The following is a 12,076-nucleotide window of genomic DNA, read 5'->3' as shown; positions in this document are numbered from 1 at the left end:
GATGCCGGTCATCGCGGTCGTGGGCGGTCAGTGGGGAGACGAGGGCAAGGGCAAGGTGGTTGACGCCCTGGCGGAGCGGGCGCACATGGTCGTCCGCTACAACGGCGGGGACAACGCCGGCCACACGCTGGTGGGCCCGCAGGGCGTCCTGCGACTGCACCTGGTCCCCTCGGGCATCTGTCATCCCCACGTCGCCTGTGTCATCGGTCCGGGCGTCGTGGTCAACCCGGACGTCCTGCGGGAGGAGATCGCGCTGCTGAACTCCCGGGGCATCTCCACCGACCAGCTGCGGCTGGACCGGCGGGCTCACCTGATCTTCCCCCACCACCGGGAGCAGGACGAGGTCGCCGAGGTCGCCCGCGGGTCCCGGGCGCTGGGCACCACCCGCCGGGGCATCGGTCCCGCCTACGCCGACGCGGCCGCCCGCTCCGGCATCCGGGTCGGCGACCTGCTGGAGCCCGAGTTCCTGTGGGAGCGGCTGGGCGAGGCGGCGCGGCGGGCGGGAACGCTCGTCGGCCGCACCATCACCCCGGGAGAGCTGCTGGACCTGTGCGAGCAGTGGCGGGAGCGCCTGCGTCCCTACATCGCCGACACCCATCCGCTGATCCAGGAGGCCCTGCGCCGGGATGACGTGATCATCCTGGAAGGCCAGCTGGGGGTCATGCGGGATCTCACCTGGGGGACCTATCCGTACGTCACCTCCTCCACCTGTCTGCCGGGCGGGGCCTGCGCCGGGGCCGGGGTGCCCGCCGCGCGCATCGGCCGGGTCATCGGGGTGGTCAAGGCCTATACCACGGCGGTGGGAGCCGGTCCCCTGCCGTCGGAGGTGAGCGGGGTGCTGGCGGACGTCCTGCGGGAACGCGGGGAGGAGTACGGGGTCACCACCGGGCGCCCGCGGCGCTGCGGCTGGTTTGACGCGGTGGCGGCCCGGTTCGCGGCGGAGGTGGCCGGGTTCACCGAGCTGGCGGTGATGAAGATGGACGTGCTGGACGGCCTGCGGGCCGTGCGGATCTGCGTGGGCTACCGGGACGGAGGCACGGTATGGCGCACGGTGCCCCCCACCCCCGTGCTGGCGCGGGTCCAGCCGGTCTACGAGGAGATGGAGGGCTGGGACGGGATGGCCCGGGCGCGCACGGCCGCAGACCTGCCGGCCGCCGCGCGGGCGTTTCTGCGGCGGCTCGAAGACCTGGTGGGGGTGCCGGTGACGATGGTGGGCGTAGGGCGGGAGCGGGACGCGCTGGTCTCGCTGGCCCCGGTGGGCAGCCGGGGGGGCGCCCCGTGATCGACCGCTACGCCACCCCCGAGATGCAGCGGCTGTGGGCGCCGCAGACCCGGTTCGCCCTGTGGCTGGAGGTGGAGCTGCTGATCTGCGAGGCGCAGGCCCGGCGGGGGCAGGTGCCCGCCGATGTCGCCCGCCGCCTGCGCCAGACCGCCCGCGTGGGATCGCCGGAGCGCATCGCGGAGATCGAGCGCACCCAGACGCAGCACGACGTGGTGGCATTCCTGCGGTCGGTGGCCGAGGAGACCGGCCCCGATGCGCGCTGGCTGCACCGGGGGGTGGGCTCGTCCGACGTGGTGGACACGGCGCTGTCGGTCCTCCTGGTCCGGGCCGTCGACCTGCTCATCGCCGAAGCCCACGAGGTGGCTGCCGCCCTGGCCGGCCTGGCCGACGCCCACCGCTACACCGTCATGGCCGGCCGCACCCACGGGATGCACGCCGAACCCATCACCTTCGGCCTGAAAGCGGCCCTGTGGCTGGAGGAGGTCCGCCGCGGCATCGACCGGCTGCGGCGGGCCCGGGACGAGGTCGCCGTCGGCAAGATCTCGGGCGAGGTGGGCACGTACGCGCACCTCGACCCGGAGGTGGAAGCCGACGTGTGCCGGGCGCTGGGGCTGACCCCGGCCCGGGTGTCGTCGCAGATCCTGCAGCGGGACCGCCACGCCGCCCTGCTGTCGGCGGTGGCGATCCTGGGCGGCACCGCGGAGAAGATCGCCACCGAGATCCGCGCCCTGGCGCGCACCGAGATCGCCGAGGTCGCCGAACCCTTCGCCCCGGGCCAGACCGGGTCGTCGGCGATGCCGCACAAGCGCAACCCGATCCTGTGCGAGCGCATCGCGGGCCTGGCGCGGCTGCTGCGGGGGTGGGCCCTGGCGGCGATGGAGGACCAGGCCCTGTGGGGCGAGCGCGACATCACCCATTCCTCGGTGGAGCGGGTGGCGCTGCCCGGCGCCACCACGGTGCTCCACTACATGCTGCGCACCCTGGCCCACGTGCTCCGGGGGCTGCGGGTGTATCCCGAACGCATGCGGGCCAACCTGGACCTCACCGGCGGCCGCATCTTCAGCCACCGGGTCCTGCTGGCCCTGTTGGAGCGGGGGCTGTCGCGGGAGGAGGCGTACCGGATCGTCCAGGCGGCAGCCCTGCAGGACGCGGTACCGTTCCGGGACGCGCTGCTGGCCGCCGGCGTCTTCAGCCCGGACGAACTGGACGCGCTGTTCGACCTGACCCCGTACCTGCGCCACGTGGACGCCATCCTGGAGCGGGTGGGCGTGGGCCAGCCCTCGCCGGTCCCCCGGCCGACCCCCGGCGCCGCGGGAGGAGGGAGAGTGTGAGTCCGGGCCGCGCCGCGATCGTCCGCGACACCGCCCTGCCCCTGCCCGTGTACCGGCGCGGGAAGGTGCGGGACCTCTATGATCTCGGCGACCGCCTGCTGGTGGTGGCCACCGACCGGATCTCCGCCTTCGACCACGTCCTGCCCACCCCGATCCCCGACAAGGGGCGCGTCCTGACGGCGCTGTCGGCATTCTGGTGTGCACGCCTGGACGGGGTGGACCACCACGTGGTCGCCGCCGCCTGGGACGCGCTGGTGTCCGCGGTGCCGGTCCTGGCCGACCACCCGGAGCTGGAGGGGCGGACGATGCTGGTGGACCGGTGCCAGCGGATCGACGTGGAGTGCGTGGTCCGCGGCTGCCTCGCCGGCTCCGCCTGGGAGGAGTACCAGCGATCGGGGACGGTGGCCGGCGAGCCTCTGCCCCCGGGCCTGCGGCACGGCAGCCTCCTGCCCCGGCCGCTGTTCACCCCGGCGACCAAAGCCTCGGTCGGCCACGACGAGAACATCACCTACCGCGATCTGGCCGAGCGCGTGGGCCCGGAGGTGGCCGCGCAGCTGCGGGAGGCCAGCCTGCACCTGTACCAGCAGGCCGCCCGGCACGCCCGCCGGTGCGGCCTGATCCTGGCCGATACCAAGTTCGAGTTCGGCTGGCGGCGCGGCCGCCTGACCCTGATCGACGAGGTCCTGACCCCCGATTCCTCCCGTTACTGGGATGCCGCCGCCTATCCGGACGCTCTGGTGCCCTTCGACAAGCAGTACGTGCGCGACTACCTCGTCGCCTGCGGGTGGGATCGGAGCCCGCCGGCGCCGCCCCTGCCGCCGGAGGTGGTGGCCGCCACCCGGCAGCGGTACTGGGAGACCTACCGTCGGCTGACCGGAGGAGGTGACACCGCGCCGTGAAGGTCCGGGTCGTCGTCACGCTCAAACCCGGAGTCCTCGACGCCCAGGGCCAGGCGGTCCTCAGCGGCCTGCACACTCTGGGCTACCGGGCCGTGTCTCAGGTGCGGGTCGGCCGCTACCTGGAGCTGGACCTTCCCGACGGCACGCCCCGCCGGGAGGTGGAGGCGATGTGCGCGCGCTTTCTGGCCAACCCGCTCATCGAGCGGTGGTGGGTGGAGGCGGACCACCGCGGGACGATCCGGCCCCGCCGGCGTGCGGCCATCATGCGGGGAGGGCAGAGGCGGTGAGGGTGGGAGTGGTGGTGTTCCCCGGCAGCACCTGCGACCGGGACTGCCTGCAGGTGCTGCGGCAGATGGGGGCGTCTGCGGAGGAGGTCTGGCACGAGGAGCGCGAGCTGCGCGGCCTGGACGCGGTGATCCTGCCGGGTGGGTTCTCCTACGGCGACTACCTGCGGGCCGGCGCGGTGGCCGCCCGCAGCCCGGTGATGGAGGCGGTGCGCTCGTTCGCCCGGTCCGGCGGAGCGGTCCTGGGCATCTGCAACGGATTTCAGGTCCTGCTGGAGGCGGGGCTCCTGCCGGGGGCCCTGGTCCGCAACCGCGGCGGGCGGTTTGTCTGCCAGACCGTGTGGGTGCGGGTGGAGTCCTCCCGCACGCCCGCCACCCGCGCCCTGCAGCCCGGGCAGGTCCTGCGCCTGCCGGTCGCCCACGGCGACGGGCGCTACATCCCGCCGCGCGGGCTGGATCCACGGCAGGTGGTGTTCCGCTACTGCGATGAGGCGGGCCGCCTGCGCCGGTCGGCCAACCCCAACGGCTCATCCGGCCACATCGCCGGCGTGTGCAACGCCGCGGGCAACGTGGTGGGCATGATGCCGCACCCCGAGCGCGCCGCCGACCCGCTGCTGGGGTCCGCGGACGGCCTGCGGGTGCTGGCGGGTCTGTGGGCGCGCCCGGTGGCCCGCGCCCCGGTGGCGGCGGGAGGGCGCCGGCGGTGAGTGCTGTCCGGGCGCCGTCCGCCCTCGCCGGCGGCCTGGACACCGCCGATCTCGGCCGGCTGCGCCAGCGGCTGGGCCGTCCGCCCACTCCGCTGGAGGCGCAGATGGCGGCGGCCATGTGGTCGGAGCACTGCGGCTACCGGCGGTCCCGCGCCGCCCTGCGTCAGCTCCCTTCCCAGGGCCAGCGGGTGATCCGGGGTCCCGGGGACAACGCCGGCGTGGTGGACCTGGGCGACGGGTGGGCGGCGGTCTTCAAGATGGAAAGCCACAACCATCCCAGCGCCGTGGATCCTCACCACGGCGCCGCCACCGGCGTCGGCGGCATCGTCCGGGATATCCTGGCCATGGGCGCCCGGCCCATCGCCCTGGTGGACTCGCTGCGGTTCGGCCCGCTGGACGACCCCGCCGAACGCCGGCTGGCCTGGGGGGTGGTGGAGGGGATCTCGGCCTACGCCAACTGCATCGGCGTGCCCACCGTTGCCGGTGAGCTGGCCACCCACCCGCGGTACCGTGGCGCGCCCCTGGTCAATGTGGCGTGCCTGGGCCTGGCCCGCCGCGATGCCCTGGCCCACTCGGCGGCGTCCGAGCCCGACGCGGTGGTGATGTTGGTCGGCGCCCGCACCGGTCGGGACGGCATCGGCGGAGCGGCGTTCGCGTCGGCGGAACTGGATCCCTCCCGCCGCCAGGAAGACCGGGCGGCGGTCCAGCTGGGGGATCCGTTTGCCGGCAAGGTGCTCATCGAGGCCACGCTGCAGTCCCTGCAGACCGGCCACGTGGTCGCCGTCCAGGACCTGGGAGCGGCGGGCCTGGTCTGCGCGGCCAGCGAGATGGCGGCCCGAGGCGGGGCGGGCGTGGTGGTGGACCTCGACGCCGTGCCCCTGCGGGAGCCGCAGATGACGCCCCGGGAGATCCTGCTGTCCGAGTCCCAGGAGCGCATGCTGCTGGTCGTGCAGCCGGCTGGCGCCGCCGCCGTCGCGGCGGTCTTCCGGAGCTGGGGCCTGTCCGCCGCGGTCATCGGGCGGGTGACGGCGGATGGCCGGCTCCGGGTGCGCGCCGGGGGTGTGCCGGTGGCGTCTCTGCCCGCCCGCGTCCTGGCCCGCGCGCCGGCGATCCGCCTGAGCGCGCGGCCGCCATCCGATCGGACCCGGCGGTGGGCGGTGCCGCCGGTCCCCGAGGCGGACCCGCCCCGCGCCCTGGTCGCCCTGCTGGCCCACCCCTCGGTGGCCGGCAAGGATCCGGTGGTGCGCCAGTACGACCACACCGTGCAGATCCGTACGGTGGTGCCGCCCCTGTCGGCCGATGCCGCGGTCCTGCGCCTTGCCGAGATGCCGCCGGCGGCGCTGGCCCTGGCCTGCGACGGGGACGGCAGGCTGTGCGACCTGGATCCCTTCCGCGGGGCGCGCCACGCGGTGGCCGAGGCGGCAGCCAACCTGGCGTGCGTGGGTGCCGAGCCACTGGCGGTGACCGACTGCCTGAACTTCGGCGACCCGGACGTCCCCGAGGTGTACTGGACGTTCCGGCAGGCCGTGGCCGGACTGGCCGAGGCCTGCCGGCAGCTGGAGATCCCCGTGGTGGGAGGCAACGTGTCCTTCTATAACACCTCCGCCGCCGGCCCGGTCCTGCCCACGCCGGTGGTGGCGATGGTGGGGTGGGTGCCCGACGCCCGCCGGACCTGTCGGGCGGGGTTCTCTGCGCCGGGCGACCTCGTCGTCCTGATCGGGGACGCGCCTCCCGCGCTGGACGCCAGCGCCTACCTCTCGGTCGTGTGGGGCGTGGACGGCGGCCGGCCGCCCGACGTGGACCTGTCCACCCACCGGCGGGTGCTGGCCGTGGTGCGGGAGGCCGTGCGCCAGGGGTGGCTGCGCAGCGCGCACGACTGCGGCGAGGGGGGACTCGCGGTCGCCCTGGCCGAGTCGGCGATCCTGGGAGGGGTGGGAGTGGAGGCGGTCGTACCTCCCGCCGGGCGCGTGGACGAGGCTCTGTTCGGCGAGGCTCCGTCCCGCATCGTCGCCTCGCTGGCCCCGGACGCCCTGCGATCCCTGCGGGAGCTGGCCGGACGGTGGGGAGTCCCGGTGACCACCGTGGGGCGCACCGGAGGCACGCGGGTGCAGCTGGGCGTGCGGGGCCGCCGGGGATGGGCCGTGGACCTGAGCCTGCACTGCCTGCGGGCGGCCTACCGCAGCCTGGAGGTTCTGCTGTGAGCGGGCTCCTCCGGCGACCGGCCGGCGCCGCCCGGGTGAGGCGGGAGATGGTCGAGGAATGCGGGGTCTTCGGCATCGTCGGCGGACGCGCGGCCGCCGCCGTGTACGCGGGCCTGCTGGCGCTGCAGCACCGCGGCCAGGAAAGTGCGGGCATCGCCACCGGCGACGGCACCCGCCTGTGGTGCGACCGCGGGATGGGGCTGGTGTCGGCGGTCTTCGATCCCGGCCGGCTGGACCACCTGCCGGGCCAGGCGGGCATCGGGCACGTGCGGTATTCCACCATGGGGTCGGTGTCGCCAGCCAACGCCCAGCCCCTGGTGGTCCCCTCACCGTGGGGACCGCTGGCCCTGGCCCACAACGGTCACCTGATCAACGCTGTCCACCTGCGGGGGGAACTGGAGCGCGCCGGGGCCCGCCTGGCCGGCACCACCGACAGCGAGCTGATCGCGCACCTGGTGGCCCGCGCCCCGGCCGCCTCGGTGGAGGACGCGGTCGCCTGGGCGATGGCGCGCCTGGTGGGTGCATTCACCGTGGTGATGCTGGCCGGCGGGCGGGTGCTGGCGTTCCGGGACGCGCATGCCATCCGCCCGCTGGTCCTGGGCACGACCGGGGCGGCCTGGGTGGTGGCCTCGGAGACCTGCGCGCTGTCCGCCGTGGGGGCGGCGGCGGTGAGGGAGGTGGACCCCGGCGAGCTGGTCATCCTGGACGGCGGCGAGCCCCGCAGCCGACAGGCGCTGCCCGCGGACCGGCCGGCCCACTGCGTGTTCGAGTACATCTACTTTGCGCGGCCGGACTCCGTCCTGGCCGGCCGCACCGTGCACCTGGTCCGGCGGCAGATGGGCCGCGTGCTGGCGCGGGAGCATCCGGCAGACGCCGACGTGGTGGTGCCCGTGCCCGACTCGGGCACCTCGGCGGCCATGGGGTATGCCGAGGCCGCGGGGCTTCCGCTGGAGGTGGGGCTGGTCAAGAACCGGTACTCCGGCCGGACGTTCATCCGACCCGATCCCCGCGCGCGGGCACAGGCGGTGCGGGGCGCCCTGGCGGCCCTGCCGGAGGTCCTCCGCGGCCGGCGGGTGGTCCTGGTGGACGACTCGATCGTGCGCGGCACCACCAGCGCGGCCCTGGTGCACCTGCTGCGGAACGCCGGCGCCCGGGAGGTGCACGTGCGGATCTCCTCGCCGCCCATCCGCTTTCCCTGCTACTACGGGGTCGACACCACCAGCCGCGGGCAGCTGGTGGCCGCCGCGCACTCGGTGGAGCAGATCCGGCAGGTGATCGGCGCCGACAGCCTGGGCTACCTCAGCCAGCCGGGACTGGTGGAGGCGCTGCGGCTGCCCCCCCGGCGCCTGTGCATGGCCTGCCTGGACGGCCGCTATCCGACGCCGGTGCCCGCCGGCACGCGGGCGGACCGGGACGCGCTGGAGGCGCAGGAGGTCGCCCCGTGGCCGACGCGCTGACCTACCGCGCCGCCGGCGTGGACCGGGCCGCCGCCGCCCGCGCCCTGGCCCGGGCGGCGGCGGCCATCGGGAGCGCGCGCACCGAGGCGGTGGTGGGCGGCGGTGGCCACTTCGCGGGCCTGTACCGCCTCCCGGACCGCGCCCGCCTCCTGGCGGCGTCGGTGGACGGCGTGGGGACCAAGACGGTCCTGCTGGCGCAGGCCGGCCGCCTGGACATTGCCGGACGCGACGCCGTGGTCCACGGGATCAACGACGTGGCGGTCCTGGGCGCGACCCCGCTGCTGGCCCTGGACTACGTGGCGGCCGGCGCCGACGTGGGCGAGGACGCGGTGGCGGCGGTGATCGCGGGCGCCGCCAGCGCGTGCCGGGAGGAGAGCGTGGCCCTGGTGGGTGGGGAGACGGCCCAGATGCCCGGGGTCTACCACCCGGGTATGCTGGACGTGGCGGCGTGCGTGATCGGGGTGGTGGAGGGCGGGGATCCGTGTGATGGATCGGCCATCCGCCCGGGCGATGCGGTCCTCGGGCTGGCCAGCAGCGGCCTGCACACCAACGGGTTCAGCCTGGTGCGGGCGGTTCTGGCGCGGTGCGGGTGGACGCTGGACACGGTGGTGGCCGACGTGGGCCGCCCGCTGGGGGAGGTGCTGCTGGCGCCTCACCGCTGCTACCGGCGGGTGCTGCTGGCCCTGGCGCGCGCCGGCGTGCTGCGCGGCGCCGCGCACATCACCGGCGGAGGGCTGCCGGGCAACATGATCCGCATCCTGCCGCCCGGCTGCCGGGCGCGGCTGATCCGCGGCCGCTGGCCGGTGCCGCCGATTTATGACGTCCTCGCCCGCGCCGGAGGCATCCCCTCGCGGGAGATGTGGGCGACGTTCAACATGGGGGTGGGCGTCTGCGCCGTGGTGCCGCCCGAGCGCGCCGGGGCGGCGCTGGAGATATGCCGGGATCATCAGGTCCCGGCCTGGCTGGTCGGCGAGGTGGCGGAGGGCGAGCGGGGGGTGGAGGTGGTATGAGCGAGGGCCCAGCGCTTCCGCGGCCGCGCCTGCCCCTCCGCCTGGGCGTCCTGGTCTCGGGACAGGGCACCAACCTCCAGGCCATCCTGGACGCCTGCGGTGGGGGCGAGGTGCCGGCGCGGGTGGTGGTGGTGGTCAGCAGCCGCCCGCAGGCGTACGCGCTGCAGCGGGCCCGGGCGGCCGGCGTGCCGGCCCTGGCGCTGGCCCCGCAGGACTTTCCCGCCCGGCGGGCGTACGACGCCTGCCTGGCGGAGATCCTGGCCGCCCATGGGGTGGACCTGGTCTGCCTGGCGGGCTTTGTGCGTCTTCTGGGCCCGGAGTTCGTCCGCCGTTTCGCGGGCCGCATCCTGAACATCCACCCCTCCCTGCTGCCGGCGTTCGGCGGTCCGGGCATGTACGGGGAGCGGGTGCACGAGGCGGTGCTGCGCAGCGGCGTGAAGATCTCCGGGTGCACGGTGCACCTGGTGGATGAGACCCCCGATGGCGGGCCCATCGTCCTGCAGGCCGCCGTGCCCGTGCGCGACGACGACACCGTCCAGACCCTGGCCGCGCGGGTGGCGGCGCAGGAGCACCGCCTGTACCCGCTGGCCATCCGGCTGTACGCCCTGGGCCGGCTGGCCCTGCGGGGACGCCGGGTGATCATCCAGGATCCCGGGACGGCGGTGGCCACGACCACCGTCGGGACGGCTGTCCAGGACGGAGGGTATCCATGAGGATCCACGACCACACCCCGCAGCCGGCGCGCGGTCGCGACCGGCCGGTACCGGTGCGCCGTGCGCTGCTGAGCGTGTCCGATGCCACCGGCGTGGTGGAGTTGGCCCAGGCCCTGGCGCAGGCCGGCGCCCAGATCCTGGCCACCGCCGGGACCGCCCGGATGCTGCGGCAGGCCGGCGTTCCCGCGATGCCGCTGGAGGCGCTGACGGGATTCACCGAGCTGCTGGACGGACGCGTCAAGACCCTGCACCCCGCGGTGTTCGCCGGCATTCTGGCCCGGGATGTGCCCGCCCACCACCAGCAGCTGGCCAGTCTGGGCGCGCCGCCCATCGACCTGGTGGCGGTCACGTTGTACCCGTTCGAGTCGCGCGCGCCGGGCCCGCCGGAGGAGGCCGCCGACCTCATTGACGTCGGCGGGGTGGCGCTGCTGCGGGCGGCGGCCAAGAACTGGGAGCGGGTCGCCGCGCTGTCGGATCCGTCGCAGTACGGTCCGGTGATCGAGGAGGTGCGCCGTGACGGCGGCCTCTCGGCCGGGACCCGCCGCCGCCTGGCCGCCGCGGCGTTCGCCCGCACCGCCGCCTACGACGCCACCATCGCGGGATCCCTGGCCGCATCCGACGGCCTTCCCGTTCCCTTCGTCCTGGCCTGTCCGTGGGCGAGGCCGCTGCGCTACGGGGAGAATCCCCACCAGCGGGCGGCGTTCTATCGGCCGGCCGCCGCGCCGGAGGGATCCCTGGCGTCCGCGGTGCAGCTGCAGGGCAAGGACCTGTCCTACACCAACCTGCTGGACCTCGACGCGGGCTGGCGGCTGGTCGGCGAGTTCGACGGACCGGCGGCCGCGATCATCAAGCATGCCACCCCCTGCGGGGTGGCCACCGCCTCCACCCTCGCCGCCGCCTATGCCGCCGCGCGGGCGGCCGACCCCGTCTCGGCATTCGGCGGGGTGGTCGCCTTCAACCGGGAGGTGGACGGCGCGACGGCGCAGGCCGTGGTGGAGATCTTCACCGAGGGGGTCGTCGCCCCCGGGTTCACCGACGCGGCCCGCGCGGCTTTCTCCCGCCGGCCCGCCCTGCGGGTGCTGGCGGTGCCCGGCCGGAGGAGAGAGAACGCCTGGGACATCCGGTCGGTAGGCGGGGGCGTGCTGGTGCAGGAGCCCGACGCCCTGGACCTGGACGAGCAGGCCCTGCGGGTGGTCACCCCGCGGGCCCCCACGCCGGAGGAGATGGCCGACCTGCGGTTCGCCTGGATCGTGGCGAAGTGGGTGAAGTCCAACGCCGTCGTCCTGGCCAGAGGCGGCGCCACCGTCGGGATCGGCGCGGGCCAGACCAGCCGGGTCGGCGCCGTGGAGATCGCGGTGAAGGCGGCCGGCGAACGGGCGAAAGGGGCCGCGATGGCCTCCGACGCCTTCTTCCCGTTCCGCGACGGCATCGACGTCGCCGCCCGGGCCGGCGTGACCGCCGTCATCCAGCCCGGCGGGTCGGTGCGGGACGCGGAGGTCATCGCCGCCGCGACCGAGCACGGCATGGCGATGGTCTTCACGGGCATCCGCCACTTCCGCCACTGATTCGGGAGACGCGCCTCCCGCGCGAGGCGCCCCACGGGGTCGTCCCCCGGGGGGACTCGGCCCCTCCGCCTACGCGGCGTCGTCGAGAAGTCCGAGCCGCGCCGCCTCGCGGACGACCTCCGCCCGGCTGCGCACGCCGAGCTTGGCCAGCACCGACGAGACGTGGTGGTCCACCGTCTTGACCGAGACGTACATCCGGGTCGCGATCTCGGCATTGCGGAGACCCTGAGCGATGAGCTTCACGATCTCCGCCTCGCGCGCGGTGAGACCTGCGGGTGCGCGCGGGTGGTGGGGCGCGGTCCGCGCGGAATGCCCCGGACGCCCATGACGCGCAGCCTTCGGCTGACCACGCCGGCCATCGGGCGCGCCCCGAGCCTCTCGAACTCCCCCAGCGCCTGTCGGAGCGGGCCCTCCTCCGGCGCCTCGGCCAGCGCGCGCGCCGCCTCGTGGGGACAGAAGAGACGGGTCCATGCCTCATCCTCCCCGCCGGGCACTAGGATGAACTGTTTCGGTTTAGTGTTGACACCAAAGGAGGGCCATATGACGTATCCTTCCCGTTGGATACCAACCCCACATGGGGAGACGGGGAGGACCGCCTATGACCCTCGAAGCCAGTGTACACGCCTT

Annotated in this window: 11 protein-coding genes; 10 read left to right on the top strand and 1 reads right to left on the bottom strand. The window is 75.0% G+C overall.

Annotation, left to right across the window (positions count from 1 at the left end; all coding sequences use genetic code 11):
• The first annotated feature begins 1 nt into the window (after position 1).
• From RB150_08960 to purH, 10 genes are read left to right on the top strand one after another with little or no spacing between them, the layout of a single operon-like run.
• Positions 2-1,282, top strand: coding sequence for an adenylosuccinate synthase (locus RB150_08960; protein ID MDQ7820666.1), 1,281 nt, complete (start codon positions 2-4; stop codon positions 1,280-1,282).
• A complete protein-coding gene (purB, locus tag RB150_08955; protein ID MDQ7820665.1) occupies positions 1,279-2,613 on the top strand; it encodes an adenylosuccinate lyase in 1,335 nt (444 codons plus the stop codon). The genes RB150_08960 and purB overlap by 4 nt, the downstream gene beginning before the upstream one ends.
• Positions 2,610-3,512 (top strand): phosphoribosylaminoimidazolesuccinocarboxamide synthase, encoded by a 903-nt coding sequence (locus RB150_08950; GenBank protein ID MDQ7820664.1) that lies wholly within the window; start codon positions 2,610-2,612, stop codon positions 3,510-3,512. The genes purB and RB150_08950 overlap by 4 nt, the downstream gene beginning before the upstream one ends.
• Positions 3,509-3,799, top strand: a complete 291-nt coding sequence (gene purS, locus RB150_08945; GenBank protein ID MDQ7820663.1) for a phosphoribosylformylglycinamidine synthase subunit PurS — start codon at positions 3,509-3,511, stop codon at positions 3,797-3,799. Before RB150_08950 ends, purS begins: the two co-directional genes overlap by 4 nt.
• Positions 3,796-4,503: a phosphoribosylformylglycinamidine synthase subunit PurQ gene (gene purQ, locus RB150_08940; GenBank protein MDQ7820662.1), complete on the top strand. Its 708-nt coding sequence runs from the start codon at positions 3,796-3,798 to the stop codon at positions 4,501-4,503. The genes purS and purQ overlap by 4 nt, the downstream gene beginning before the upstream one ends.
• On the top strand, positions 4,500-6,704 hold the full coding sequence (purL, locus tag RB150_08935) for a phosphoribosylformylglycinamidine synthase subunit PurL (GenBank protein ID MDQ7820661.1): 2,205 nt from the start codon (positions 4,500-4,502) through the stop codon (positions 6,702-6,704). The genes purQ and purL overlap by 4 nt, the downstream gene beginning before the upstream one ends.
• A complete protein-coding gene (purF, locus tag RB150_08930; GenBank protein ID MDQ7820660.1) occupies positions 6,701-8,161 on the top strand; it encodes an amidophosphoribosyltransferase in 1,461 nt (486 codons plus the stop codon). Before purL ends, purF begins: the two co-directional genes overlap by 4 nt.
• Entirely contained in the window at positions 8,146-9,171 is a 1,026-nt protein-coding gene (purM, locus tag RB150_08925; GenBank protein MDQ7820659.1) for a phosphoribosylformylglycinamidine cyclo-ligase, read from the top strand. The genes purF and purM overlap by 16 nt, the downstream gene beginning before the upstream one ends.
• On the top strand, positions 9,168-9,884 hold the full coding sequence (gene purN, locus RB150_08920; GenBank protein ID MDQ7820658.1) for a phosphoribosylglycinamide formyltransferase: 717 nt from the start codon (positions 9,168-9,170) through the stop codon (positions 9,882-9,884). Before purM ends, purN begins: the two co-directional genes overlap by 4 nt.
• A complete protein-coding gene (gene purH / locus RB150_08915) occupies positions 9,881-11,449 on the top strand; it encodes a bifunctional phosphoribosylaminoimidazolecarboxamide formyltransferase/IMP cyclohydrolase (GenBank protein ID MDQ7820657.1) in 1,569 nt (522 codons plus the stop codon). The genes purN and purH overlap by 4 nt, the downstream gene beginning before the upstream one ends.
• 69 nt (positions 11,450-11,518) lie before the next feature.
• Here purH and RB150_08910 read toward each other — a convergent pair whose 3' ends face one another.
• The gene (locus RB150_08910) at positions 11,519-11,920 is read right to left on the bottom strand and encodes a response regulator transcription factor (GenBank protein ID MDQ7820656.1); all 402 of its coding nucleotides are present in this window, start codon (positions 11,918-11,920) and stop codon (positions 11,519-11,521) included.
• Positions 11,921-12,076: the final 156 nt, after the last annotated feature.

The organism is Armatimonadota bacterium, assembly GCA_031081675.1.
GTDB classification, from domain to species: Bacteria; Sysuimicrobiota; Sysuimicrobiia; order Sysuimicrobiales; family Kaftiobacteriaceae; genus Calidihabitans; species Calidihabitans tengchongensis.
Note: the sequence above shows the minus strand (reverse complement) of the source record. Positions and strands in the feature narration are given on the sequence as shown.